Source organism: Streptomyces kanasensis, from assembly GCF_043077165.1.
Taxonomy (GTDB): Bacteria; Actinomycetota; Actinomycetes; order Streptomycetales; family Streptomycetaceae; genus Streptomyces; species Streptomyces changanensis.
On sequence record NZ_JBIBSF010000003.1, the window covers coordinates 203,808 to 228,994 of the forward strand.

Below are 25,187 nucleotides of genomic sequence, written 5' to 3' on the forward strand. Positions count from 1 at the left end.
ACGACGCCCCCCGCGAGCCGCCCCCAAAAGGGATGCGGTCGACCGGGGGGCGCGCTACTGTGTGACCCGTGAGCGAGACGAGACGTCTCGTCTAGTATCCAAGGGGGCAGCATGCACCAGCATCACGTCGACGTCGCACCCGGCATCCGCCTGTGGGTGGAGGAGCGGGGCCCCGCGGACGCCCCGCCGCTGCTGCTGATCATGGGCGCACAGGCGTCGGGCCTCGGCTGGCCCGACGAACTGGTGGACGCGCTCGCCGAGCACCACCGGGTGATCCGCTACGACCACCGCGACACCGGCCGGTCGTCCTGGGCGTACGAGGAGCGGCCCTACGCCATCACCGACCTCGCCGACGACGCGCTCGCCGTGCTCGACGCGCTCGCCGTCCGGCGGGCCCACGTCGTCGGCATGTCCCTGGGCGGCATGCTGACCCAACTCCTCCTGGCCGACCACCCGGACCGGCTGCTCAGCGCCACGCTCATCGGCACCAGCGCACTCAGCACCGCGCCGTACGTCCACCCGGACGGCACCACCACGCCACCCGAGGAGCTGCCGGGCATCGACCCGAGGATCCTCGACATGTGGGCGAACCGCCCCACGGACCTGGACCCGGAGCAGGAGCTGGAGTGGCGGACCGAGCACTGGCGGCTGCTGAACGGCGACGGGATCCCGTTCGACGCCGGGGCGGCCCGCGCCCTGGAGCGCAGGATCGCCGAGCACACCGGTCACACCCGGATCAGCACGGCGCACGGCCAGGCGGACCACTCGGGCATGCTGCGCACCGACGAGCTGGCGCGGAACGAGGTGCCGACCCTCGTCGTCTCCGGCCCGGCCGAGCCGGTCTTCCCGCCGCCGCACGCCCGGCACCTGGCGCAGGTGATCCGGGGCGCGTCGCTGGTGGAGGTCCCCGGCATGGGGCACGCGCTGCCCCGCCAGGTCCTGGAGCCGCTGGCCGAGGCGATCCTCGCGCACACGGGGGCGTGAGGCCGGCGCCCCCGCGCGTCCCGCCCGGGCCCGCACGCGCGGAGGGCGGCCACCTCACACGGTGGCCGCCCCCGGTCCCGGGGCCCGGGGCCCGGGGCCCCTTGTCAGCAGTACAGGTTGGCGCCCGGCGCGACGCCGAGGATCTGCGTGAACTGCTGGTACTTGCCCACCCGGCTCTGGACCTGCGCCGGGTTGCGCCCGTCGCACTCCAGGGCGCCGTTGATGGAGCGGATGGTCTGGCCGAAGCCGGCACCGGTCACCATGGCGTTGTGGCCCGTCATGGTGCCGGGGCCGTTCTGGGTGTTCCAGTACCAGAGGGCGGTCTTCCAGGCGACCGCGGACTCGCGCTCGACGCGGTGGGGGTTGTTGAGCAGGTCGATGCCCAGGGCGTCACCGGCCGCCTTGTAGTTGAAGTTCCAGCTGAGCTGGATCGGGCCGCGGCCGTAGTACGCGGCCTGACCGGCCGGGCAGCCGTAGGGCTGGTTCCGGTCGCAGTAGTGGGGGTAGTTCGCGGTGTTCTGCTCCACGATGTGGACGAGGCCGCCGGTCTCGTGGCTGACGTTGGCGAGGAAGGCGGCCGCCTCCTGCCGGCTCACCGTGGCGCCGCCGGTGGTCGCGAACGCCGGGTAGGCGCCGAGCGCCGCCTTCAGGCCGCTGTAGGTGTAGAAGGAATTCCGGTTCGGGAACATCTGGTTGAACTGCGCCTCGGACACGACGAAGCCGGAGGGCGCAGGGTCCGTCGGACCCGGATCGGGAGCGCCGGAGCCGCAGGCCCCCTGGTCGGCCCAGACGGCGACCGCGCCCGGACGCTCGTTCTGGGTCCACCACTTGGCCTGCCAGTTGTGGCCGCCGTACGAGGCCGTGTTGCCGCCCACGTACACGGAGGTCGCGTTCCAGGGCGCCGCGCAGTCGGCGGCCGACGCGGAGGGGGCGGGGAGGAGGGCCGTCAGACCTATCGCCGTGGCGAGGGCGGCCAGCAGGGCACCGAGGCGTCGTGACACGTCATCACTCCTTCGGGTGGGGGGAAGCCGGTGGGTGCCGGACACTCTCGGCGATTGGTCTGGACCTGTCAAGAGGTCCAGACCAGACGCCGCCCGAGGGCGACGGCCGGGAAGGAGCCCCTCCGTCACGGCGCTCCGCCACGCCGCCCCCCGGCGCGTCCCGGGAGCCGACTCCCGGGAGCCGACTCCCGGGAGCCGACCCCGGAGCCACCCAACGCGCCCCGCCCCACGCCGGGCGCCCGCCCCAATGCCGAGCCCAGGGCGCGCGGCCCGGGCGCATTGCCGACCGTCGCCCCCGCCACCCCGTCCCCGCTCCCCCGCCTCTCCCTCCCCCCGCCTCCCTCCCCCATCTCCCGATCCGCGGCCCTCCGCACGGGCATGAGCGGGCGACACCCGTATGCGAGGATCCGGGGCGTGGATCCGCTGACGCCCGACGACCCCGCTGCGATCGGCCCGTTCCGCCTCCTCGGCCGGCTCGGCACCGGCGGCATGGGCCGCGTGTACCTCGCCCGGTCAGTGGGCGGCCGTACCGTCGCCGTCAAGGTCGTCCACCCGGAGCTCGCGGCCCGGGAGGAGTTCCGGCGCCGCTTCACCCGCGAGGTGGCCGCGCTGGAACGGGTCGGCGGCGCCGGCACCGCCCCGGTGCTCGGCTCCGACACCGCCGCCGAGGCCCCCTGGGTGGCCATCGGGTACGTGGCCGGCCCCTCGCTGCGGGCCGTCGTCGGCGACGGGTACGGGCCGCTGCCGGCCGCCTCCGTCCGCGCCCTGGCCGTGGGGCTCGCCGAGGCGCTCCGCCACATCCACGCCGCCGGACTCGTCCACCGGGACCTGAAGCCCGCCAACGTCCTGCTCACCGTCGACGGGCCCCGCGTCATCGACTTCGGCATCGCCCGCGCCGTCGACACGGTCACCGACGGCGGGCTGACCGGAACGGGCGCGATCGTCGGCTCCCCCGGATTCATGTCGCCCGAGCAGGTGCGCGGCGAACGCGTCACGCCCGCGTCGGACGTCTTCTGCCTCGGCTCGGTCCTGGCGTACGCGGCGACCGGCCGCTCCCCGTTCGGCACGGCCGACAGCGGCGTGCACGCCCTGATGTTCCGCATCGCCCACGACGAGCCCGACCTGGCGGACCTGCCGCCGGAGCTGGACGAGCTCGTACGGGCCTGCCTCGCCAAGGACCCCGCGGACCGCCCCACCGCCGCCGCCATCGCCCGGGGCGTACGGGGCGCCGACCCGTGGCTCCCGGCCGAACTCCTCGCCCAGCTCGGCCGCCTCGCCGCCCGGCTCCTCGACGCCGACGGCGACCCCGCCCCCGACGGCGGGCCCACCCCCGCCGACGGCCCGGCGCCCGACGACGGCCCGGCAGACGTCGGCCGCGCCACCGACACCGGCGGCCCCTCGCCCACCGGGTCCACCGCACCGGCCGAGCCCGGTGGGGCACCGCGCCGCCGGCGCAGCTGGGCGGTGGCCGCCGCCGCGGCCGTCGCGCTCGCCGTCGCGGGCACGGCGCTCACCGTCGCGTACTGGCCGGAGCGCGGCACGCCCTCGGGGGCCGGGGGCGGCAAGGCGGGCGGGGTGACCGGGGACGGGACCGCCGGGCCGGGCGTGGTGCCGGCCGGCTACCCCGGGGCCTGGGAAGGCGTCGTACGCGGCACCCCGGGCGCCCCGTACGAGACGATCCGCGTCGAGATCGGCCAGGGCCGGCCGGGCGAGAAGGTCGGTGTGTACGCGCACGTGACGGGCGACCGGCTCTGCATGGGCCGCTCCACGCTGGTCCGCGCCGACCAGGGCGCCGTGGTCCTCGGCGAGAGCGACATCACCGTCAGCGTGCCGGAGGGCCGCTGCACGCCCGCCGCGCACCAGACGTTGGCGCTGCGCTCCGCGCAGGTGCTGGAGTGGCGCTCCGGGGCGGTGAAGGTGACGTTGCGCCGGGTGCGGTCGGGCCCGGAGGTCGTCCCCGCGAAGCTCGTCGGCGACTGGAAGCGGATCCCGTTCACCGAGCTGCCGCCGGGCCAGGAGGACCTGTACGGCTCCGAGATCACCCTCTCGCAGGGCCCGGTCGGCGCCCCGCTCGTGCGGATGCGCGACACCCACCCGGTCCTGGACGACGAGACGGCCCTGCCCACGAGCGGCACCGTCACCTGCTACCGCACGGCCGTCGTCGGCGCGGTCGGCGACGTGGTGGTGCTGGGCCCGCCGCAGCTCGACGAGGAGCAGTCCGACAAGGACTGCGAGCGGTGGACGGACTCGCAGAGCCTGCGGATCACCCGCGTCGGCGGCAAGGAGATGCTGCACACGTACTCGATGGCCGCCGACGGCGAACCGGGCGAGTACGTCCGCGACTGACGCCGGCCCGGCAAGGCCACAAGGCGGAACGGACCGCAGGGCCGAACGGACCGCAGGGCGAGGGCGGACGGCCCGTCCGGGCCGTCCGCCGGCGCGGTCAGCCCTTGACGCGGAGCTCGACGAGGACCGCCGGGCCGGTCGGCGGGGTGCCGGCGACGCCGACGCCCTTGATGCCGTTCTCGGCGACCTCGACGGTCTGCTTGGTGCCGTCGGCGGTCACGTCGGCCGAGACGGCGACGTCACCGGTGATGATGTTGTAGACCTTGGGCAGTTCCAGCGCCAGGAAACCGGACTTGCCGCTGCCCGTCACCTTGAAGCAGTACTGGCCGCGGGTGGTCTGCCCCGGGTGGATCAGCGACGTCTGGACCTTGATGTCGGCGGCCTCCGCACAGTCCGCCACCAGGATGTGACCGTCGCCCTTGATGAGCTTGATGCCCTGCTCGGTCAGAATCTGCGAGGCGTGCGGATAGTCGAAGTTTTCCACCGCCATAGGCGGAGTGGAGTCGTCCGCATTTCCGTCGGCGGGGGCCGCCGTGGCCACGCCGATCGCGGAGACGCCGACGAGAACGGACGCAGCCCCGGCGGCGCTTACAAGAAGCGCCCTGCGTGCACGAAGTATCACCAGGAATACCCTTCGGAGTTGCGCGACGGCAGACTGCCGGGCGCATGGGTGAACAGAGATTCGGTCGCCCTGAACCTACCATTTCCCCTGCTCGGCAACAGATTTGCTCGGCGCCGCCATCAGCGCCCTCACCAGCGGCCGAGCACGTCACCGACGTGACGAGCGCCCAACTGACCGCTCCGGTAAGCGGGATATGCTCGGCGCTCCGACAGCGGGCCTGGAACTGACCATCAAGGGCCGCTGGACCGAGCAAGAGAGAGTGGAATGGTGAGAGATAACCTCTGCTTCAGAAGAGCGAGAGGGAAATGGGGGACGGGCGTTCGCGCGCTGGGTCTCACCGTCATGCCTTTGGTGCTGACCGTCGGACTGCTCGGGCCGGAGACGGCCGTGGCGGCCGACGGCGGACCGGTGTCCGAAGCGGACCGCGCCCGCGTGGTCGAGCTCTGGCTGTCCGGCGGCCCGGTGGTGAAGGACGCCGCCGAGATCGCCATGCTGGGCAGCGACGCCGACGTCCGCAGGTTCCTCACGGGGGAGGCCGACGCCGCCGTCGAGGCCGACGAGCGCATCCGCACGACGCGGGCCTTCGAGGCCGGCGGCCCCACGCTGCGCGAGGCGGCGTACGCCGCGATCACGTCCGGCTCCCGTACGCAGCTGCAGGCGTTCCTCAAGGACGGCTGGAAGGCTCCGCACGAGTCCGACCTGAGGATCCGCGCGACGCAGATCGCCGCGACCGGCGGTCCCGCCGTCAAGGAGACCGGCATGGCCGCGCTCGGCGGGTCCGTCGATGACGTGCGGAAGTTCCTGGAGCAGGACCAGTACGCGGCCCAGGAGACCGACGACCGGCTGCGGGTCACGCAGATCATGAACGCCGGCGGCCCCGCCACCAAGGAGGCGGCCGCGGTCGCCCTGCGCGGGTCCATCGCCGACGTGCGGGAGTTCCTGACCGTCGGCCAGAACATAGCCCGCTCCCGCGACCAGGAGCGGGCCACCATCGCGCAGCTCGCCGAGCAGGCCGAGAAGGCCGGCGCGGTCGCGAAGCGCGAGACGAGGGCCGCCCAGGAGGCCTCGAAGCGCGCGGTCGAGGCGTCCGACCTGGCCAAGTCGGAGGCCCTGAAGGCCGCCGAGGCCACCAGGAAGGCGGGCGCCGACGCGGGACGCGCGGCCAAGGCCGCGGGTCAGGCCGCCGACGCCGCCGCCGGCGCGGCCAGGGCCGCCCAGCAGGCCATCGGCGCCGCGCAGAAGGCGAACTACGCGGCCCGCATGGCTTCCAGCGCCGCCGCGAACGCCGCCGCCGCCGCGTCGGCCGCCGCCGGTGCCGCCTCCCGGGCCCGTGACGCAGCCGCCGCGGCCGCGACCGACAAGAACCAGGCCGAGGCCGCGCGGCGCGCCGCCGTCGACGCGAGCAACGCGGCCCGTGCCGCGAAGCGGTCCGAAGAGGCCGCCGCGCAGGTGATCACCGCTGCCCGGGCCGCCGGCGCCGCGGCGCACGCCGCCATCAGCGCGAGCGGCAACGCCGACGCCGCGGCCGACGCGGCCGACGCCGCAGCCGGCAGCGCCGGTGTGGCCGGCGCCGAGGCCAAGCGGGCCAAGCAGTGGGCGGCGACCGCCCGGAGCAACGCGGCGGAGTCCCGTCGTGCCGCCGCCGCGGCCCGCGACCTCGCCTACCGCGCCGCCGACGCGGCCGAGCGAGCGCGTGACGCCGCGGCTTCCGCCGCGAAGCACGCCGAGGAGGCCGCGACCGCCGCCAGGAAGGCGGCGGAGCACGCCGGGGAGGCCGCCAAGGCCGCCACCGAGTCGGCCGCCCACGCCAAGGCCGCCAAGGTGGCCGCGGACCAGGCGACGGCCGCCGTCGCGAGGGCCCGCGAGGTCCACGCCGTCGCAGTGGCCATCGAGGCGGAGGAGCTCACGGCCCGGACCAACGGCGGCATCCAGCAGGCACGCATCGAGCGCCTGCAGGAGGCCCAGACCGACGCCCTGGTCACGAGCGAGGTGGCGACGGCCAAGGCGCTCGACGCCGAAGCGGTGCGTCTCGCCGCCGAGGCCGCGAAGCCCGGCGCCGACCTGGCCGACGTCGCGGCGAAGGGCCGCAAGGTGGCCTACCTCGCGATGAAGACCCGCGGCCCCTGGAGCCGGGCGGCGGCCAAGGGCGCGCTCTCCGGTTCCGACACCGTGGTGCGGGAGTACCTCACCACCGGATGGAAGAAGGCGGCCGAGCAGGACGACCGGGCCGTGCTCACCACCCTGGCCGTGGACAGCGAGCTCGTGAGCGTCCGTGAAGGCGCCGCCGAGGCCCTCAAGGGCGACGCGCAGCAGGTCTCGACGTTCCTGCGGTCCAGCGTGGACGAGGTCGCCCTGACCGACTACCGCATCCGCGTCACCCGGATCGCCGAGGCGGGCGACACCGAGGTGAAGGACGCCGCCCGCACGGCGCTGACGGACGGATCGGCCAGGGCGCTCCGCGCCTTCATCAGCGACGGCCAGTTCTCCGCCCGTGAGAGCGACGACCGGATCGAGGCCACCCGGCTCGCGACGACCGGCGGCCCCGAGACGAAGGCCGCGGCGCGCGTCGCCCTGGAGGGCACGGCCACCGCCCTGAGCCAGTTCGTCGAGGTGGGGCAGTACTCCACGGCCCGCCGCGACCAGCTCACCGCGGCCCACAACGCGGTCGTGAACCAGCTCATCGCCGAGGCCGCCCAGACCGCCGCCCTGGCGCAGAAGGACGCCTACGACGCCGCCGTCGTCGCCGCCGACGCGATCAAGGCAGCCGGCGAGGCGAAGAAGTGGGCGGACGCGGCGTCGAAGTCCGCCGGTGAGGCGAAGAACCACGCCGCCGAGGCGACCAAGCAGGCCAACGCCGCGGCCGTGTCCGCCGCCGCGGCCGCGAAGTCGGCGCGCACCGCGGACCAGGCGGCCATCTCCGCCGAGCGGGACGCCAGGACGGCCGAGACCGCCGCCGTCCGCGCCACGGCCTCCGCGGCCTCGGCCACGGCGTCGGCGAACGCGGCGTACGCGTACGCCGAGAACGCCCGCCGGTCGGCGCTGTCCGCCGGCGAGAACGCGGCCGTCGCGGCCAAGGCGTACGAGAGCGCCTTCGACTCCTACCGCACCAAGCTGTACAAGGAGGAACAGGAGCGGCTGCGCCTGGAGGAGCTGCGCCGCAAGCGGGACGAGCCGCTGAGCAACGAGGAGAGGCTCGTCATCAACTACCTCCGCGAAGCGGTCGGCGCCGGGGCGTCGGGGACCAAGCAGGACGCGATCGACCTCGGCCTCGAGTGGGTCCTGGGCAAGGGCAATCGCACCGACTACTTCCTCGCGGGCGACGAGTTCACCGAGCACCTGCGCGGGGACCACTCCATGGACGTGGTGCGCCAGGAGATGCTCGCGAAGATCAAGAAGGGGTACGACCACGACGGGGGCGGCTACTCGGTCCTCGGCAAGGAGGGCGTGGGCCGCCTCGCCACCGACCTGCTGGACGTGGCGACCCTGGGCCACACCGCGCGCAGGCGGCATGAGCAGAGCAACGGCCGGTACGGCACGTCGGCGTCCGTCTTCGTCGGGTCGTACAACTACGAGTACGAGGTGCTGTCCCGCGACAGCGTGCGCGGTACGGTCAAGGTGCGGATCACGATCACGAACGAGACGACGATCAACTCGTCCGTCCACCCGCCCTTCCTGCGGGAGGAGTGGGACAAGTACATCGGTGAGCCCCTCAACGAACTCGCCGACAGGTTCGACGGCCCGCTGCGCACGAAGAAGCAGAAGGCGATCTGGGAGGAGGAGCTGAAGGCGCCATGACCTGGAGGAAGCGGACACGGACCGCCGGCCTCGTGACGGCCCTCGCCCTGGCGGCATCCCTCACCTCGACCGGTTGCCTCGCGCGGTCATCGGCGTGCGGTGAGGAGGGGCCGCGCCCGCGGGGGCTGACGGCGCGGGACCTGGCCGGCACGTACGAGGGCTCCCCGTTCGGGACGCTCACGATCGCGGCGGACGGCGCCTTCACGGCGTCCGACTGGCCCCACCCGGACGACGACCCGGTCTCGGAGCGCTCCCGGAAGGTCGCCGAGGGAGAGGGCACCTGGGAACTGAACCCGGACCGCGAGCTGGGAGGGGACCTGAGCCTGCGGTTCGACCTCCTCTCCGGCGGGGTCTGGCGGACCGCTCCCGGCGGCGGGGGCCTCGGGTACCACCTGAACGTCACGGGAACCCGCGCGGAGCCGCGGCTGTACCGGTTCGCCGGTGATCCGGACGTCTGCGAGTTCCACGGCTTCACGCGCCGGAAGTGAGCGACGGCGAAGCCCCCCGCACCACTCGGTGCGGGGGGCTTCGGCGTGTAGGGCCGCGGCGGGCGGGCCTACAGGAAGGAGTTGATCTCGATGGTCTCGGTGCGGCCGGGGCCGACGCCGATGGCGGAGATCGGGGCGCCCGACATCTCCTCCAGCGCCTTCACGTAGGCCTGCGCGTTCTTCGGCAGGTCGGAGAAGGTCTTGGCCTTGGAGATGTCCTCGGACCAGCCCGGCAGGTACTCGTAGACGGGCTTCGCGTGGTGGAAGTCGGTCTGCGAGTAGGGCAGCTCCTCGACGCGCCGGCCGTCGATCTCGTACGCGACGCAGACGGGGATCTGCTCCCAGCCGGTCAGGACGTCCAGCTTGGTGAGGAAGAAGTCCGTCAGGCCGTTCACGCGGGTGGCGTACCGGGCGATGACCGCGTCGAACCAGCCGCAGCGGCGGTCGCGGCCGGTGGTGACGCCGCGCTCGCCGCCGATGCGGCGCAGCGCCTCGCCGTCCTCGTCGAACAGCTCCGTCGGGAACGGGCCGGCGCCGACGCGGGTCGTGTACGCCTTGAGGATGCCGATGACACGGCTGATCTTCGTCGGGCCGACACCCGCGCCGGTGCAGGCACCGCCGGCGGTCGGGTTGCTGGACGTGACGAAGGGGTACGTGCCGTGGTCGACGTCGAGCAGCGTGCCCTGGCCGCCCTCGAAGAGGACGACCTTGCCGGCGTCGATGGCGTCGTTGAGGATCAGCGTCGTGTCGGCGACGTAGGGCCGGATCTGCTCCGCGTAGCCGAGCATCTCCTCGACGATCTTGTCGGCCTCGATCGCGCGGCGGTTGAAGACCTTGGCGAGGAGCTGGTTCTTCTGCTCCAGCGCCGCCTCGACCTTCTGGGCGAGGATCGACTCGTCGTAGAGGTCCTGGACGCGGATGCCGACGCGGTTGATCTTGTCGGCGTACGTCGGGCCGATGCCGCGGCCGGTCGTGCCGATCTTCCGCTTGCCGAGGAACCGTTCCGTCACCTTGTCGAGGGTGACGTTGTACGGCGTGATCAGGTGGGCGTTACCGCTGATCAGGAGCTTCGAGGTGTCGACCCCCCGATCGTTCAGCCCGCTCAGCTCGGAGAGCAGGACCGCCGGGTCGACGACGACACCGTTCCCGATCACCGGGGTGCATCCCGGGGAGAGGATTCCGGAGGGAAGGAGATGCAGCGCATACTTCTGGTCGCCTACGACAACCGTGTGACCGGCGTTGTTGCCGCCCTGGTAACGCACCACGTAGTCGACGGATCCACCGAGGAGATCGGTGGCCTTCCCCTTGCCCTCGTCACCCCACTGAGCACCGAGCAGCACAAGTGCGGGCACAGGCGTACACCCCTTCCGGGCGGGGCATGTCCAAGGCCAGGGGCGGAGGACGTCGTACGGCGGTGTACGACGCGCAGCCTGAGCCGTTGGACCGGTGCCCCGGAATAGACGAAGCCCCTGGCGCAATAGCGCAAGGGGCTCTTGCACAAAGATGCTACCCGAGGAAGGACCGAGGTGTCGGCTCCCGACCAGCTGCTGGTGGTCATCGACCCGGTCGCGCGCCGCACCGACGGCGAGTCCGTACGGATCGCGAGGGACGTGCTGTGCGCCGGGGCGGCCGCCCGGGTGTGCCTCCCCGACACCCCGGACGAGTTCGCGAGGGCCCTGGCGCGGCGGGGTTCCCGGCGGCCCGTGGTGATCGGCGACGACCGGGCGCTGGTGCGTGCGGTGGGCCTGCTGCACGGGGCCGGCGAGGCGGGCGGGCCCGCCCTGTCACTGGTGCCGGTGGGGCCGCGCGAGTCGGTGCGGCTGGCCGTGTCGCTCGGCGTGCCGCCGGGGGCGGTGACCGCGGCGCGGGCGGTGCTCGACGGGGTGGAGCGGCGGCTGGACCTGCTGGTGGACGACGGGGGCGGGGTGGTCGTGGGCGGGCTGCGCATCCCCGACGGGCCGCCGCGCCCCAGGCCGCCGGGGGCGCCGGAGTCGCGGTTCCGGCCCGGCGGGGGCGACCCGCTCGCGCCGACGGTGTGGGGCACGTGCCGGTCGCTGGTGCGGACCCTGGTGGGCCCGGTACCGCCGCGGGTCCCGCAGACGCGGGGGCACCGGTTGCGGGTGGAGGCGGACGGGCGGCTGCTGCGTGACGTGGACGACCCGGTGGAGGGCGTCACGGTGGTGTCGCGGGACGGTTCGGCGGAGGTCGTGGTGCGCCCGCGGGCGGCGGAGCCCCTGCGGTGGGCGGCCCGTACCGTCACGGTGACGGGCGCGGCGGGGCGGGGCTTCCACTACCGGGCGGACGCCGAGCCCTCCGGCCCGGTGCCCGAGCGGACGTGGACGGTCCGCCCGGCGGCCTGGGCCCTGCTCGTACCGGCCCCCGCGCCGGCCCCGGCCCCGGCGCGGGAGGGCCGGTAGGGCCCGGCCGTCCGGTCCGTCGCCAGGGCTGCGGGGGACGCGTCGGAGCGGTCCGGAGCGCGCACCCGCACGCAGTGGCATCCAGGGCCTCGGGAAGCCCGGCGCCACCCTCTGGGGCCGCCCGTCCCGGGGACGCCCGGGTCCGTGCCCGCCCGTTCGGGCCACTCGCGCCCGGGAACGCCCGGGGCCGCCCGTCCCGGGGAACGCCCGGGGCCGCTCGCCCCGGGGACGCCCGGAGTCCGCCCGTGCTCGCGGGCCGCGGCCGCCGGCGTCTCCCCGCCGGTCGGTCCGGCGGGGAGACGGACGTCAGTCCGGCGGGGAGACGGCCGACTGGCGCTGGTGCCAGCGGGCCATGATCTGCGTCATCTCGTCGTGGAGGAACCGGAAGAACTCCGCCGTCTCCGCGATCCGCGCGCCCGCCGCCGTGTCGGCGCCGAGCGTCTCGGCGCCCTCGCAGAGGGTCTTCCGCCAGCGGGTGAGGACCTCGTCGCGGCGGGTGAACACCTCGTACCACCCGCCCTCGTGGAGCACGTACCGCTCGCGGCGGGAGCCCGGGTCGCGCTCGCGGCCGATCATGTTCACCTGCGTCAGGTAGCGCACCGCGCCCGAGACGGCGGCAGGGCTGATCCTCAGCTGCTCGCCGAGTTCCGCGGCGGTCAGGGCCGCCTTGTCGGAGACGAGCAGCGCGGCGAACACCCTGGCCGCCATCCGCTGCATCCCCGCCTGGGTCAGCTCCCCGGCGAAGCGCTCGACGAAACGGCTCACCGCCTCCTCGTCGCGCTCCGGCCGTTCCGCGAGCCGCTCGTCGGTCCCCATGCGCCCATCGTCTCCCGTCGTCCCTCGAACGGACCCGATTTTATACGCTTCCTTAACTTCACAAATTCGTGAACACCGGCGTAGCGTCGGAGCATGACGAACGCCATCAGCGTCGCCGGACTGCACAAGTCCTTCGGGCGCACCCACGCGCTCGCCGGCCTCGACCTGACCGTCGCGCCCGGTGAGGTACACGGCTTCCTCGGGCCCAACGGCTCCGGCAAGTCGACGACCATCCGCGTCCTCCTCGGACTGCTCCGCGCCGACTCGGGCACCGCCCGCCTCCTCGGCCGCGACCCGTGGCAGGACGCCGTCGAGCTGCACCGCCGCGTGGCGTACGTCCCCGGCGACGTGACGCTCTGGCGGAACCTGTCCGGCGGTGAGGTGATCGACCTGTACGGCAGGCTCCGCGGCGGACTGGACCGGGCGCGCCGCGCCGAGCTGGTCGAGCGGTTCGAGCTGGACCCGACGAAGAAGGGCCGCACGTACTCCAAGGGCAACCGCCAGAAGGTGGCCCTCGTCGCCGCCTTCGCCTCCGACGTGGACGTGCTGGTCCTCGACGAGCCGACCAGCGGCCTCGACCCGCTGATGGAGGGCGTCTTCCAGCGGTGCGTGCGCGAGGAGCGCGACCGGGGCCGCACCGTCCTGCTGTCGTCGCACATCCTCAGCGAGGTGGAGAGCCTCTGCGACCGGGTGAGCATCATCCGCAAGGGCCGCACCGTCGAGTCCGGCTCCCTCGCGGAGCTGCGCCACCTGACCCGCACCAGCGTCGAGGCGGAGCTCGCCGCCCCGCCGAACGGCCTCGCGGACCTGCCGGGCGTCCACGACGTGCGCGCCGAGGGCACCCGCGTACGGCTCCAGGTCGACACCGACCGGCTCGGCCCGGTCCTGCGCGCCCTCACCGACGCCGGAGTGCGGACGCTGACCAGCACCCCGCCCACCCTGGAGGAACTGTTCCTGCGCCACTACGGGAACGAGACGGACGAGGCGGTGACCCGGTGAACACGACCACCGGCACCACCACCGCCTCCGCCCCGGCCTCCCGGGACACCCGCGGTGACAGGGGTGCCCGCCACCTCGCCGGCACGGGGGCGCTGCTGCGGCTCGCCCTGCGCCGCGACCGGGTCATGCTGCCCGTCTGGGTACTGGTCCTCGGCACCATGGTCGTCAGCGGCGCCGGCTCGATCGAGGCCCTCTACGGCACGGCCGCCGAGCGCGCCGAGGTCGCCTCGTCGATGACCGCCAACAGCTCCCTGCGGTCGATGTACGGCCCGGTGTTCGGCGACTCGACGGGCGCGCTCGTCGCCTGGCGGTTCGGAGTGTTCGCGGCGGTCCTCGCGGCGGTGATGAGCCTGGTCGTCGTCGTCCGGCACACCCGCGAGGAGGAGGAGACCGGCCGCCAGGAACTGCTGTCGGCCGCCATGGTCGGGCGGCGGGCCCCGCTGACCGCCGCCCTGCTCGCCGCGCTCGTCGGCAACACCGCCCTCACCCTCGTCATCACCGCGGGGCTGGCCGGGCGGGGGGCCGGCAGCGCCCTCGCGCTGGGCCTCGCGGTCGGGCTGACCGGCATGGTCTTCGCCACGACGGCGGCGATCACCGCGCAGCTCACGGAGGGCGCCCGGCTCGCGAAGGGCCTGGCGGCGGCCGTGCTGGGCGCCGCCTTCGTGTTGCGCGCGGCGGGTGACGCGGGCAGCGCCGACGGCGGGTCGGTCCTCACCTGGCTGTCACCGGTCGGCTGGGCGGAGAACGTCCGGGCGTTCGCCGGGGACCGCTGGTGGGTGCTGCTGCTGCCGGTCGCCGCGATCCTGGTCCAGGGCGCCGCCGCGTACGGGCTGACCGGGCGCCGCGACATCGGCATGAGCTTCCTGCCCTCCCGGCCCGGCCCCGCCGAGGGGCGGCTCGCCACGGCGGGGGCCCTGGCGTGGCGGCTCCAGCGCGGCGGGCTCGCGGGGTGGACGGTCGGGTTCCTCGTCGCCGGACTCGTCTTCGGCGGGATGGTCGAGGGCGCCGCCGACCTCGTCGGGGACAACGAGCGGGCACGGGCGATCTTCCAGCGGATGGGCGGCGCGCAGGCCGTCAGCGAGGCCTTCCTCGCCGCGCTGCTCGGGATGTTCGGGATGGTCGCGTCGCTGTACGCGGTCGGGTCGGTGCTGCGGCTGCACGGCGAGGAGACCTCGCAGCGCGCCGAACCGGTGCTCGCGGGCGCGGTCGGGCGGCTGCGCTGGGCCGCCGGGCACCTGGTGGTCGCGTTCGCCGGTGCGGTCGTGCTGCTGTTCGCGGCCGGGCTCGGGATGTACCTCTCGTACGGGCGGGACTTCGGCGCCGTGATGGGGGCGGCGGCCGTCCAGCTGCCGGCGGTGTGGCTGCTGGGCGGGGTGGCGGTGCTGCTGTACGGCGCCGCGCCGAAGGTGGCGGTCGCGGCGTGGGGCGTGGCCGGGCTGTCGCTCGCGATCGGCTGGATCGGGCCGGCGCTGGACCTGCCGCGGGCCGTGCTCGACCTGTCGCCGTTCGGGCACCTGCCGAAGCTGCCGGGCGCCGACATGGCGTGGCCGCCGGTGCTGGTCCTGCTGGCCGGGGCGGCGCTGCTGGTCGCGGCGGGTCTCGCGGGGCTGCGGCGCCGGGACCTCGTCACGGGGTGACGGGCCCGGCCACGGGGGTGACGGAGGTGACGGGCCCCGTCACACGGTGACGCGCAGCTCCTCCAGGCCCCGGATCACGTACCCGGGCCGCCACCGCGGCTCCTCGACCGGGCGCAGCCGCGGGGCCCGGCGCAGGAGCTCGCGGAAGGTGGCGGTGAGCTCCAGCCGGGCCAGCGGCGCGCCCAGGCAGTAGTGGACGCCCGCGCCGAAGCTGACGTGCGGGTTGTCGGCGCGGGCCAGGTCGAGGCGGTCGGGGTGGTCGAAGCGGGCCGGGTCGCGGTTGGCGGAGCCGAAGAGCAGCGCCACCTCGGAGCCGCGCGGAACGGTCACGCCACCGATCTCGATGTCGTCCAGCACCCAGCGCTCGAACATCTGGAGAGGCGTGTCGTGGCGCAGCAGCTCCTCCACGGCCGTGGACAACGGCACCCCGCCGGCGCGCAGCTCCGCGAGCCGGTCCGGGTGGCGGAACAGGGTCCACCAACCGTTGACGGTGGTGTTGACGGTCGCCTCGTGGCCCGCGTTCAGCAGCAGCACGCACGTCGACACCATCTCCTGCCCCGTCAGCCGGTCGCCCTCGTCGTGGGCGGCGATCAGCGCGGACACCAGGTCGTCGCCGGGCTCCTGGCGCCGCCGGGCGATCAGCTCCCGCAGGTACGCCGAGAACTCGACGGACGCGGCGACCGCCCGGCGGGCCGTCTCCTCGTCGGGGTTCAACTCGAACATGCCGCAGATGGCCGCCGACCAGGGGCGCAGCAGGGGGCGGTCCGCGGCGGGGATGCCCAGCATCTCCGCGATGACCGCCACCGGCAGCGGCTCGGCGACGCGGGTGAGGAGGTCGCCGCCGCCGTCCGCGACGAGTCCGTCCACGAGCTCCGCGGCGAGCCGCTCGACGACGGGCACCAGCCGTTCGACGGTGCGGGGCGTGAACGCCTTCGCCACCAGGCGGCGGATGCGGGTGTGGTCCGGCGCCTCCAGGTCGAGCAGACCGTGGCCGTTGAGCACGTGGAACGGCTCGTGCGCGGCGGGCGGCGGGGTCCGGCCGAACTCCTCGTGCGTGAAGCGGTGCAGGTACGTCCGCCCCAGGCGCCGGTCGCGCAGCAGGGCGGAGACGTCCGCGTGGTGCGGGACCAGGTACTGGCGGGTGGGCTCGTACCAGTGGACGCGCCCCCGGGCACGGAGCTCCGCGTACGCGGGGTACGGATCCGCGACGAACCCGGGCGCCCAGGGGTCGAACGACGTGAGCATGGCGGGACGCTACCCCACGGCCGCCCCCCGGGCGAGACCCCCGGAGACCAGGGGGACCCCCGGAGACCGGGCGGGGCCCCCGGAGACCGGGCGGGACCCCGCGGGACCCGCGGAGACGATCGGGCCCGGCACGTGGCGACCGGTCCCGGTGCCCGGCGACCGGTCCCGGCGCGCGGCCGGCGGCCCGGCGCGGGCCCCGGGTGTCGCCACCTAGCCCGGGGTGACCAGGCGGGCCTCGTAGGCGAAGACCGCCGCCTGGGTGCGGTCGCGCAGGCCGAGCTTCACCAGGATCCGGCTGACGTGCGTCTTGATCGTCGACTCCGCCACCACCAGGTGCGCGGCGATCTCCGCGTTGGACAGGCCCTGCGCGATCAGCACCAGGACCTCCGTCTCGCGTTCCGTCAGGTCGCCGACCCGGGACAGCGCCGCCGGTCGCGGCGACTCGGCGCGCTGGGCGAACTCGGTGATCAGCCGCCGGGTGACCGTCGGCGCGAGGAGCGCCTCGCCCTCCGCCACCACCCGCACCCCGTCCGCCAGCTGCCGGGCCGAGGCGTCCTTCAGCAGGAACCCGGACGCGCCGGCGCGCAGGGCCTGGTAGACGTACTCGTCGAGGTCGAAGGTGGTCAGGACCAGCACCTTCGCGTCGCCGTCGGCGGCGACGATCTCCCGGGTCGCGTCGATGCCGTTCATCTCCGGCATGCGGATGTCCATGAGCACCACGTCCGGGCGCAGCGCCGCCACCTGCCGGATCGCCTCGCGGCCGTTCACGGCCTCGCCGACGACCTCGATGCCGGGCATCGCGTTCAGCAGGACCGAGAAGCCCTCGCGGACCATCACCTGGTCGTCCACCACCAGGACCCTGATCGTCACGCCGTCGCCTCGTCCTTCGTCACCGGCACGAACGCCGTCACCTCGTAGCCGCCGTCGTCCGTCGGCCCCGCGGTCAGCTCGCCGTTCAGCATCGCCACCCGCTCCCGCATGCCGGTGATGCCGTGGCCCGCGCCCGGGGAGGGCTTGACGAGGCCGCGCGGCGGGCCGTTCACGACCCGCAGGCCGAGCCCGCCCAGCACGTACGCGATCTCCACGCGCGCCGCCGCGCCCGGCGCGTGCCGCAGGACGTTGCTGAGCGCCTCCTGCACGATGCGGTACGCGGACAGCTCCACGCCCTGCGGCAGCTCGCGCGCGGCGCCGGTGACCGCCTTGTCGACGGCCAGGCCCGCGTCGCGGACGTTGGCCAGCAGCCCGTCCAGGTCGGCGAGGGTCGGCTGCGGGGCGTCGGGGGCCTCGTAGTCCTCCGCGCGGACCACACCCAGGACGCGCCGCAGCTCGGCCAGGGCGGCGACCGCGTTCTCGCGGATCGTCACGAACGCCTGCTCCAGCTCGGGCGGCGGGTTCTCCACCCGGTACGGGGCGGCCTCCGCCTGGATGGCGACGACCGACATGTGGTGGGCGACCACGTCGTGCAGCTCGCGCGCGATGGTGGTGCGCTCCTCCAGCAGGGTCCGCATGGACCGCTCGTGCGCGGTGACCGTGCGCTCCGCGGTCACCTCCTCCTTCGCCTCCCGCCGCACGTGCAGGACGGTCACCGTGAGGAGGACGAGCGCGGAGACGAAGAGCAGCGCCGCGGTGTTCTCGCCGCCGTACCCGCCGAAGACCATGCCCGAGAAGAGCCCGTACACGCCGGTCACCACCCACATCCAGGCGGCGGTGCGCGGCTGGGTCCGCGCCGCGACCACGGTCAGGACGACCAGGTGGGAGAAGAAGGTGAGAGGCGTCCACGGCCCCCCGTCCCACGGCCCGGCGACCACGGAGGACAGGGTCGCGGCGAGCAGCGACCCCCAGAAGGCCGCCACCGGCCGCACCAGCGTCAGCAGGATGGGCGCCGCCGGGAGGAGGCCGAAGACGAACGGCCCGCGGTCGAACGCCACGGCGACGACCAGCAGCGCCGCGGCGCAGACCGCCGCGTGCGGCGTCCACACCACGTACCGGCGTATCCCCTCCGGCAGCCTGCGCGTCACGGGGCCGTCGGGGGACATGGGCGGGAGGGGGCGGTAGCTCGTGGCGTCCTGGATGAGGTGTTCGCGCAGGCCCCGGAGCATCCCCACGGCGTGGTGGAGCTCCGGGCTGCGGGCGCCCTGGATGCGCTGCGTCGTCTCGGTCACGTCAGCAACCGTACGGGGGGCACCGCACCCGTGGCGTCGGCTGTGAGACGGGTTCCGGCGGGTCCGTCTGGAGTACTACGCGGTGTCCTCCCGGGGAGCCGGAACGCCGCCGCGTGCTCCCGGGCCCACTCGGCGGACGTCCGCGCCGGGCGGCGCACCCGAAGGTGATCAGGTGCAGGCCGATGACGCCGTCGAGGGCGCCGGACGCGGCGGGCGAGGCCGGGTCGGTGAGGTCGCCGCGCACGACCTCGACGGGGCGGGGGAGGTCCGCGGCGGCGGGCTCGCGGGTCAGGGCGCGGACGGGCGCGCCGCGGCGCAGCAGCTCGGCCACGACGTGGCGGCCGACGGTTCCGGTGACTCCGGTGGCTCCGGTGACTCCGGTGACTCCGGTGACTCCGGTGGCTCCGGTGGCTCCGTGACGAGGAAGGTCGTACGGGCACGCCGGGAGCCCTCGCGGACGACCACGGTCCGCGATCCCCGCCCCTCTCCCGCGGTCGTCACCTCGGGTGCGGTGCCACCGGGCGTCCGGTCACCAGGCCAGTTGGGCGATCTCCTCCGCGACGACCGCGCAGGCGTCCGCCGCCGGGTCGATCAGGGGGAAGTGGCCCACGTCGTCCAGGACGGTGAGGCCGACCAGTTCCCCGGCCCGCTCCGCCGCGTCGGCGTACGCCTCGGCGACCGGCAGCGGCACGACGGTGTCCTCGCGGCCCTGGACGACGGTCGTGGCGATGCCCGTGGGCAGCAGCAGCGCGGGGTCCGCCGCGGCCGTCCGCTCCTTGGCGTGCGCGTCCCCGCCGAGCAGCTGGGTGACGGCGCCGCCGCACACGTCGAGCTCCACGGCCCGCGCGAAGTGCGCGATGGGGGCCAGGGCGACGACGCCGCGCAACTCGGGCGGCTCGGGCAGCCGCCAGGGCGAACCGGCGGGCAGGACGTGCCGGGCGGCGGCCCACAGGGCGAGGTGCCCGCCCGCCGAGTGGCCGGTGACGACCGTCCGGCGCGGGTCGGCCTGCGGCACGTGCGCGGCGGCGAGCGCGGGCAGCGCGTCGAGCGCCGCGGCCACGTCGTCGAACGTCTCCGGCCAGCGCCCGGCGACCGGCCCGGCCCCCCGCCCCCCGGTACCGCCCGGCCCGGCCCCGCGCGGTGCGGGGAGCCCGCCACCCCGCCGGTACTCGACGCTCGCGACGGCGAACCCGCGCCGGGCGAGGAAGTCCGCGAAGGGCGAGACGTGCCGCCGGTCGTACGTCGCCCGCCACGCCCCGCCGTGCAGCACGACGACGAGGGGGACCCGGTCGTGCCGGCCCCGGGGCGCGTGGAAGTCCACGACCTGGTCGGGGTGCGGGCCGTACGAGGCGGTGGAGTCGGGGTCGACGGCCGGATGCGACAGGGCCGACGCCTCCTCGGCGGCGTCGCGCGCGGCGGGGTCGGGCATGGTGCTCAACCTTTCGGTGACGGGGCCGAATTGGCCTGACCTGCGGGGACCGTATCAGGCGCGACGGCCCCCGCAGATCGGCTCGAACGGCGGCGCTACCGGCCCGAACACACCTCCGCGAGCACGCGGGCGGCGCGCTCGGTGTCGGCGAACCCGACGTACAGCGGCGTGAAGCCGAAACGCAGCACGTCCGGGCGGCGCAGGTCACCCACGACACCGCGGGCGATCAGCTGTTCCATCACCGCGGGGGCGTCGTCGCACGAGAGGGCGACCTGGCTGCCGCGCTCGGCGTGCGCGGCCGGGGTGAGGAGGGTGAGGCGCCCCTCGGGGACGTACGCCCGGACGCACTCCAGGAAGAAGTCCGTCAGGGCGAGGCTCTTCGCCCGCGCCTGCGGCACCGGCACCCCGTCCCACACGTCGAGGGCCGCCTCCAGGGCCAGCATCGACAGGATGTCGGGCGTGCCGACCCGGCCGCGCCGCGCCCCGTCCGCCGCCGCGTACCCGGGGGTCATCGCGAAGGGGTCGGCGTGCGAGTTCCAGCCGGGCAGCGGGGAGTCGAAGCGCTCCTGGTGGCGCCGGGCGACGTACAGGTACGCGGGCGAACCGGGGCCGCCGTTGAGGTACTTGTACGTGCAGCCGACGGCCAGGTCCACGCCGTGCGCGTCGAGGTCGACGGGGAGGGCGCCCGCGCTGTGGCACAGGTCCCACACCGCGACGGCGCCCGCGGCGTGCGCGGCGGCGGTGATGCCGGGCAGGTCGTGGAGGCGGCCGGTGCGGTAGTCGACGTGGTTGACGAGGACGGCGGCGGTGCGCGGGCCGACCGCGCCGGCGACGTCGCCCGGGGCGACCGGCACCAGGCGGCGGCCGGTCATGCGGGCGGCGGACTCGGCGATGTACCCGTCGGTGGGGAAGGTCGTCGCGTCGACGACGATCTCGTCCCTGCCGTCGTCGCCGGCCAGCCGGACCGCCCCGACCAGCGCCTTGAAGACGTTGACGCTGGTCGAGTCGCCGACCACGACCTGGCCGGGGGCGGCGCCGAGGAGCGGGGCGACACGGTCGCCGACCCGCTCGGGCGCGGTCCACCAGCCGCTCTCGTCCCAGGAGCGGATGCGCAGCTCGCCCCACTCGTGGCCGATGACGTGCGCCATCCGCGCGGGGACGTGGCGGGGCAGGGCGCCCAGCGAGTTCCCGTCGAGGTAGACGACGCCGTCGTCCAGGACGAACAGGTCGCGGCGGTCGGCGAGCGGGTCGGCGGCGTCGAGTTCCGCGGCCCGCGCCTGGAGGGTCCGCGGGGGGAGGAGGGTCTCAGACATGGCTGCGCGCCGTCCACAGCTCGGGGAAGACGTGCTTGCCGGCGCGCTTCTCCAGCCAGGCCACCCCGGCGGAGCCGCCCGTGCCGGTCTTGGCGCCCATGGCCCGGCGGGTGGCGACGAGGTGGTCGTTGCGCCAGCGCCACACCAGTTCGGCGACGTCGGTGAGGGCCTCGCCGAGCTCGACCAGCTCGGCGTGGTCGCCGGGGGCGGCGTACAGCCCGGCCCAGACCTGCTCGACCGCCGGCGACGGCTCGTACCGCAGCGTGAGGTCGCGCTCCAGGACCTCGGCGGGGACGGGCAGGCCGCGGCGGGCCAGCAGCCGCAGCACCTCGTCGTACAGGCCGGGCTCGGCGAGGGCCTTCTCCAGCTCGGCGTGGACGCGCGGGGAGCCGCGGTGCGGGACGAGCATGGACGCCGACTTGTCGCCGAGGAGGAACTCCATGCGGCGGTACATCGCGGACTGGAAGCCGGAGCCCTCGCCGAGCATCTTGCGGTACGCGTTGAACTGCGCGGGCGTGAGGCGGGCGATCGGGTTCCAGGAGGCGTTCAGCGCCTCCAGCTCGTGCGTCGAGCGGCGCAGGGCGGTCAGCGCGTCGGGGATCCGGTCGTCGCGCAGGGCGCGGCCCGCGGTCTCCCACTCGTGGACGATGACGGTGAACCACAGCTCCATGACCTGGGTGGTGACCAGGAAGACCATCTCTCCCGGGTCGTCGGAGCGCAGGTTCTGCAGGTGGGTGAGGACGTCCGCCTGCACGTAGTCCTCGTAGGGAGTGGTGCCCGCGAAGTCCAGGTTCGGCATGTCCGAACCGGTCTCGTGCGCAGGGGGGGTAGTGGGCGAAGTAGACATCGCTGTCTCCGTCGGTGCGTGCTACCGGGTAGCGGTCTGCTCCTTCCGTTCGGCGGTGGAGCCCCGGTCCCCTCGGGACCGGGCGCAGTCGGCGCACGCGGTCCCGGTCGCATCATGGCACGATCGGACCGGTGATGTAACGGCCGTCCTCGTCGTAGGGCCAGGCGTTGGAGACGCAGCCGCGCAACCCCTTGATCTGCTGCATCATCACGGGCGCGGGCTCGCCGGGACCGGGGCACGTCATGTGGGTGCGCAGCCCGATCTCGTGGCCGACCTCGTGGTTGATGATCAGGTGGCGGTACTCGGCGGGGGTGCCGGTGAAGGTCGGGGAGCCGAGCAGCCACCGTTTGAGGTTGACCACGACGCCCTCGGTGGTCTCGCAGTTGTACTCGCCGCGGGTGTCGAGGCCCTGCGCGAGGCAGAGCCGGTCGGCGGTCTCCGGCGTGGCGATCCGGATGACGAAGTCGGCGTCCTCGGCGACCAGTTGGAACCTCCCGCGGCCGTGGGCGGCCCAGCCGCGCGGGTGGGCGAGGATGCGTTCGATCTCGTGCGCGGCGTCGGCGGCGGGGATGCCCGTGCCGTCCTCGACCTGCACGCGGTAGCGGCGGAGGGTGCCGGTGCCGACCTCGGCGCCGGTGGTGCGGGCGGTGGTGAAGGTCCCGGCGCCCGTCCGTGGCACGGAACGGGGCGGCGGCGCGGCGCGGCCGGGGCGGGAGGGGGACGGCGCGGCCGGCGGGGCGGCGGGCCGCGCGTCGCTCTCCGGCGCGGCCGGGGCGGCGGGTGACCGGTCCGCCCGCGGGGCCTGCGGGGCGGCGGGGGCGGGGGCGACGGCGGCGACGGGCCGCTCGTCGGCGTGCCAGTGGGCGAGGGCGGCGCCGGCGGCCAGGGAGAGGATCCCGAGGGCGAGGGTCGCCGGCGCGACACGCCTCAGCGGCCCACGGTTCCTGCCGCGGCCGCGGCCGCTCGGACGGCGCGCGCGTTTTCGCGGCGCGGCGGTTCCACGCTTGCCCATGGCAGAGCTCTCCCCGTGTCCTGGCCGGGTCGGGGGAGGTCCGGCGCCTGATTCGATGGTCTGTGCGATCGTACCGGCCGGTCACCACGCGGCCCGGTCGCACCTCACCGCCCGGTCCCGCCGCACCCGCGCGCCACCGCCCCCGGGAGGCCGTGCCCCCGGCCCGGGCCGGCCCGGAGGATCCCGTTCCGCCCGAGGACGGAAACGGGCCCCGCCCCCGGCGTGCCGCCGGGACCGGGGCCTGTCGACGGCGGGGCCCACCGGGGCCGGGTCCAGCGCTCCACCGGGGGCGGGAAACAGCGGGGGCGGGGCCTCGCGCCGCACCGCCGGCGCGGTCCGCCGGAGGCGCGGTCCACCGGAGGCGGGAGCCACCCGTGGCGGGGCCGGGTCCGGCCGGCGTCGCGCGGCCCCGGCCCCGGGCGGCGTCAGCCCAGCGTGTCCGCGGCGAGCGGCGACGAGTCGCGCAGGAACGTCGCGCAGCGCTCGTACTCCTCCTTCTCGCCGATCGCCTGCGCGGCCCGCGCCAGGGCGTGCAGGGCGCGCAGGAAGCCGCGGTTCGGCTCGTGCTCCCACGGCACGGGGCCGTGGCCCTTCCAGCCGTTGCGGCGCAGGGCGTCCAGGCCCCGGTGGTAGCCGGTGCGGGCGTACGCGTAGGACTCGACGACCCGGCCGCCCTCGTAGGCGGCGTCGGCGAGGCGCGCCCAGGCGAGCGAGGACGTCGGGTACTGCGCGGCGACCTCCTCCGGCGCGGTCCCGGCCGCCAGCAGCTCGCGCGGACCGGGCTCGTCGGGCAGGTGGGTGGGGGGCGGTCCCCCCAGCAGGTTCTCGTGAATGGCCATGGCCCCAGTCTCCTACGGCGGCCGGGTCACTCCGCGAGACGGGTCAGGGTGCGGACCAGCGCGTCGACGCCCCGCTCGGCCTTGGCGCGCGGGCAGCCGAGGTTGATCCGCACGAATCCGGCCGTGCCGTACACCGTGCCGCGCCGGACGGCGACCCGTTCGCGCCGGACCAGCTCCTCGTCGAGCGTCCCGTCGTCCACGCCGAGCGGCCGCAGGTCGACCCAGGCGAGGTACCCGGCCTGCGGCGGCGCGTACAGGGCGCGGCCGGGGAAGGCGTCCTCCAGCCGGTCGGCGAGCAGCCGCAGGTTCCCCGCGACGTACGCGCGCAGCTGGTCCAGCCAGGGCCCGCCGTGCCGGTAGGCGGCGGTGTGCGCGGTGAGGGAGAGCACGGACGGCGCGGTGAGGCCCTCGCCGTACTCCAGCCGGCGGTCGAACGCGGCCCGGTCGGCCGGGTCGCCGAGCACGCCGTACGCCCCGTTCAGCGCCGGGAAGTTGAACGCCTTCGACCCCGAGGTGAGCAGCGCCCAGCGGCCCCCGGCCGGCGCGACGGCCGGCCACGGCACGTGAGGGTGGCCGCCGTGGGCGAGGTCGCCGTGGATCTCGTCGCTGACGACGGCCACCCCGTGCGCGGCGGCGAGCGCCGCGAACCGCTCCAGTTCGGCCCGGCTCCACACCCGGCCCGTCGGGTTGTGCGGCGAGCACAGCAGCAGCACCCGGCTGTCGGGGCGCGCCAGCTCCCGTTCCAGGGCCACCCCGTCGCCGACCGGGACGCCCCGCGCCTCCCGTCCGAGCCCGGCGAGGGTCTTGGTGAAGCCGTCGTACGTCGGCACGTGCACCACGACGCCGTCACCCGGCCGGGTCCACATCCGCAGCAGCTGCGCCAGGCCGTTCACCACGGACGGGCCGAAGACGAGCGCCGCCGGGTCGAGCTCCAGGTCGTACCGCCGGCGGTACCACTCGCGCACGGCGTCCGGAAAGGCCGTGTACCGCCAGTCGGCGTACCCGAACACCCCCTGGTCGACGCGTTCCCGGACGGCGTCGAGCACTTCCGGCGGTGAGCGGAAGTCCATGTCGGAGATGGTGAACGGGACCAGGTCCGGCACCCCGTACAGATCGGGCAGCACGTCCCACTGGAACGAGCCGGTGCCGCGTATCGGCACCTCCGCGTCGAAGTCGTACACCCGGTCCTGCGGCATGCTTCCCCTTCCGGCGTGCTTCCGACGTGCTTCCGGCGT

Annotated in this window: 20 protein-coding genes and 1 pseudogene; 7 read left to right on the forward strand and 14 right to left on the reverse strand. The window is 75.1% G+C overall.

Translation table 11 applies throughout. The features are described 5' to 3' along the window. The first annotated feature begins 111 nt into the window (after window positions 1-111). Entirely contained in the window at window positions 112-984 is an 873-nt protein-coding gene (locus tag ACF053_RS09700; protein ID WP_391953373.1) for an alpha/beta fold hydrolase, read from the forward strand. A 104-nt stretch (window positions 985-1,088) separates the two neighbouring features. Here the strand turns inward: ACF053_RS09700 and ACF053_RS09705 are convergent, their stop codons facing one another. Beyond that, window positions 1,089-1,985 carry a glycoside hydrolase family 19 protein gene (locus ACF053_RS09705; protein WP_391953374.1) on the reverse strand — a complete coding sequence of 299 codons (897 nt, stop codon included), beginning with the start codon at window positions 1,983-1,985 and terminating at the stop codon, window positions 1,089-1,091. 414 nt (window positions 1,986-2,399) lie between these two features. Between ACF053_RS09705 and ACF053_RS09710 the strand changes: the two genes are divergently transcribed. Further along, window positions 2,400-4,331 carry a serine/threonine-protein kinase gene (locus ACF053_RS09710; RefSeq protein ID WP_391953375.1) on the forward strand — a complete coding sequence of 644 codons (1,932 nt, stop codon included), beginning with the start codon at window positions 2,400-2,402 and terminating at the stop codon, window positions 4,329-4,331. 97 nt (window positions 4,332-4,428) lie between these two features. On the opposite strand, the gene ACF053_RS09715 is transcribed toward ACF053_RS09710, so the two are convergent. Then, window positions 4,429-4,821 carry a hypothetical protein gene (locus tag ACF053_RS09715; RefSeq protein ID WP_391953376.1) on the reverse strand — a complete coding sequence of 131 codons (393 nt, stop codon included), beginning with the start codon at window positions 4,819-4,821 and terminating at the stop codon, window positions 4,429-4,431. Between the two features lie 483 nt (window positions 4,822-5,304). Between ACF053_RS09715 and ACF053_RS09720 the strand changes: the two genes are divergently transcribed. Both ACF053_RS09720 and ACF053_RS09725 read left to right on the forward strand, forming a co-directional pair. Further along, a complete protein-coding gene (locus ACF053_RS09720; RefSeq protein WP_391953692.1) occupies window positions 5,305-8,748 on the forward strand; it encodes an ALF repeat-containing protein in 3,444 nt (1,147 codons plus the stop codon). Continuing rightward, on the forward strand, window positions 8,745-9,236 hold the full coding sequence (locus ACF053_RS09725; RefSeq protein WP_391953377.1) for a hypothetical protein: 492 nt from the start codon (window positions 8,745-8,747) through the stop codon (window positions 9,234-9,236). The genes ACF053_RS09720 and ACF053_RS09725 overlap by 4 nt, the downstream gene beginning before the upstream one ends. Before the next feature lie 68 nt (window positions 9,237-9,304). On the opposite strand, the gene ACF053_RS09730 is transcribed toward ACF053_RS09725, so the two are convergent. After that, complete coding sequence (locus ACF053_RS09730; protein ID WP_058942454.1) at window positions 9,305-10,588, reverse strand: adenylosuccinate synthase; 1,284 nt, start codon at window positions 10,586-10,588, stop codon at window positions 9,305-9,307. 174 nt (window positions 10,589-10,762) lie between these two features. On the opposite strand from ACF053_RS09730, the gene ACF053_RS09735 reads away from it, so the two are divergent. Further along, window positions 10,763-11,653, forward strand: a complete 891-nt coding sequence (locus tag ACF053_RS09735) for a diacylglycerol kinase (RefSeq protein WP_391953378.1) — start codon at window positions 10,763-10,765, stop codon at window positions 11,651-11,653. 306 nt (window positions 11,654-11,959) lie between these two features. On the opposite strand, the gene ACF053_RS09740 is transcribed toward ACF053_RS09735, so the two are convergent. After that, a complete protein-coding gene (locus tag ACF053_RS09740; RefSeq protein ID WP_391953379.1) occupies window positions 11,960-12,469 on the reverse strand; it encodes a GbsR/MarR family transcriptional regulator in 510 nt (169 codons plus the stop codon). 93 nt (window positions 12,470-12,562) lie between these two features. Here ACF053_RS09740 and ACF053_RS09745 point away from each other — a divergent pair, with 93 nt between their 5' ends. Together ACF053_RS09745 and ACF053_RS09750 are read left to right on the forward strand one after the other, a co-directional pair. Next, a complete protein-coding gene (locus tag ACF053_RS09745; protein WP_391953380.1) occupies window positions 12,563-13,468 on the forward strand; it encodes an ABC transporter ATP-binding protein in 906 nt (301 codons plus the stop codon). Further along, window positions 13,465-15,105 carry an ABC transporter permease gene (locus ACF053_RS09750; RefSeq protein WP_391953381.1) on the forward strand — a complete coding sequence of 547 codons (1,641 nt, stop codon included), beginning with the start codon at window positions 13,465-13,467 and terminating at the stop codon, window positions 15,103-15,105. Before ACF053_RS09745 ends, ACF053_RS09750 begins: the two co-directional genes overlap by 4 nt. A 39-nt stretch (window positions 15,106-15,144) precedes the next feature. Here the strand turns inward: ACF053_RS09750 and ACF053_RS09755 are convergent, their stop codons facing one another. The 10 genes and pseudogenes from ACF053_RS09755 to ACF053_RS09800 all read right to left on the reverse strand — a co-directional run bounded on the left by ACF053_RS09755 (window position 15,145) and on the right by ACF053_RS09800 (window position 25,148). Then, entirely contained in the window at window positions 15,145-16,350 is a 1,206-nt protein-coding gene (locus tag ACF053_RS09755; protein ID WP_391953382.1) for a cytochrome P450, read from the reverse strand. 210 nt (window positions 16,351-16,560) lie between these two features. Then, entirely contained in the window at window positions 16,561-17,220 is a 660-nt protein-coding gene (locus ACF053_RS09760) for a response regulator (protein ID WP_391953383.1), read from the reverse strand. Beyond that, window positions 17,217-18,512, reverse strand: a complete 1,296-nt coding sequence (locus tag ACF053_RS09765; protein ID WP_391953384.1) for a sensor histidine kinase — start codon at window positions 18,510-18,512, stop codon at window positions 17,217-17,219. The genes ACF053_RS09760 and ACF053_RS09765 overlap by 4 nt, the downstream gene beginning before the upstream one ends. Window positions 18,513-18,669: 157 nt before the next feature. Further along, window positions 18,670-18,843: pseudogene (locus ACF053_RS09770) on the reverse strand (hydroxylase); the annotation flags it as partial. Between the two features lie 198 nt (window positions 18,844-19,041). Then, on the reverse strand, window positions 19,042-19,941 hold the full coding sequence (locus ACF053_RS09775) for an alpha/beta hydrolase family protein (protein WP_391953385.1): 900 nt from the start codon (window positions 19,939-19,941) through the stop codon (window positions 19,042-19,044). A gap of 95 nt (window positions 19,942-20,036) precedes the next feature. Then, window positions 20,037-21,254 (reverse strand): kynureninase, encoded by a 1,218-nt coding sequence (gene kynU, locus ACF053_RS09780; protein ID WP_391953386.1) that lies wholly within the window; start codon window positions 21,252-21,254, stop codon window positions 20,037-20,039. Next, window positions 21,247-22,101 carry a tryptophan 2,3-dioxygenase family protein gene (locus ACF053_RS09785; protein ID WP_391953387.1) on the reverse strand — a complete coding sequence of 285 codons (855 nt, stop codon included), beginning with the start codon at window positions 22,099-22,101 and terminating at the stop codon, window positions 21,247-21,249. The genes kynU and ACF053_RS09785 overlap by 8 nt, the downstream gene beginning before the upstream one ends. Before the next feature lie 112 nt (window positions 22,102-22,213). After that, a complete protein-coding gene (locus ACF053_RS09790) occupies window positions 22,214-23,113 on the reverse strand; it encodes a DUF3152 domain-containing protein (protein WP_391953388.1) in 900 nt (299 codons plus the stop codon). 425 nt (window positions 23,114-23,538) lie between these two features. After that, a complete protein-coding gene (locus ACF053_RS09795; protein ID WP_391953389.1) occupies window positions 23,539-23,952 on the reverse strand; it encodes a DUF3151 domain-containing protein in 414 nt (137 codons plus the stop codon). 26 nt (window positions 23,953-23,978) lie between these two features. Next, on the reverse strand, window positions 23,979-25,148 hold the full coding sequence (locus tag ACF053_RS09800) for a MalY/PatB family protein (protein WP_391953390.1): 1,170 nt from the start codon (window positions 25,146-25,148) through the stop codon (window positions 23,979-23,981). Window positions 25,149-25,187 lie beyond the last annotated feature (39 nt).

Coding starts and splice junctions, on each gene's coding strand:
- ACF053_RS09745 (WP_391953380.1), top strand. CDS start 12,563: ATGACGAACGCCATCAGCGTCGCCGGACTGCACAAGTCCTTCGGGCGC.
- ACF053_RS09700 (WP_391953373.1), top strand. CDS start 112: ATGCACCAGCATCACGTCGACGTCGCACCCGGCATCCGCCTGTGGGTG.
- ACF053_RS09755 (WP_391953382.1), bottom strand. CDS start 16,350: ATGCTCACGTCGTTCGACCCCTGGGCGCCCGGGTTCGTCGCGGATCCG.
- ACF053_RS09725 (WP_391953377.1), top strand. CDS start 8,745: ATGACCTGGAGGAAGCGGACACGGACCGCCGGCCTCGTGACGGCCCTC.
- ACF053_RS09800 (WP_391953390.1), bottom strand. CDS start 25,148: ATGCCGCAGGACCGGGTGTACGACTTCGACGCGGAGGTGCCGATACGC.
- kynU (WP_391953386.1), bottom strand. CDS start 21,254: ATGTCTGAGACCCTCCTCCCCCCGCGGACCCTCCAGGCGCGGGCCGCG.
- ACF053_RS09795 (WP_391953389.1), bottom strand. CDS start 23,952: ATGGCCATTCACGAGAACCTGCTGGGGGGACCGCCCCCCACCCACCTG.
- ACF053_RS09715 (WP_391953376.1), bottom strand. CDS start 4,821: ATGGCGGTGGAAAACTTCGACTATCCGCACGCCTCGCAGATTCTGACC.
- ACF053_RS09790 (WP_391953388.1), bottom strand. CDS start 23,113: ATGGGCAAGCGTGGAACCGCCGCGCCGCGAAAACGCGCGCGCCGTCCG.
- ACF053_RS09775 (WP_391953385.1), bottom strand. CDS start 19,941: ATGCCCGACCCCGCCGCGCGCGACGCCGCCGAGGAGGCGTCGGCCCTG.
- ACF053_RS09740 (WP_391953379.1), bottom strand. CDS start 12,469: ATGGGGACCGACGAGCGGCTCGCGGAACGGCCGGAGCGCGACGAGGAG.
- ACF053_RS09785 (WP_391953387.1), bottom strand. CDS start 22,101: ATGTCTACTTCGCCCACTACCCCCCCTGCGCACGAGACCGGTTCGGAC.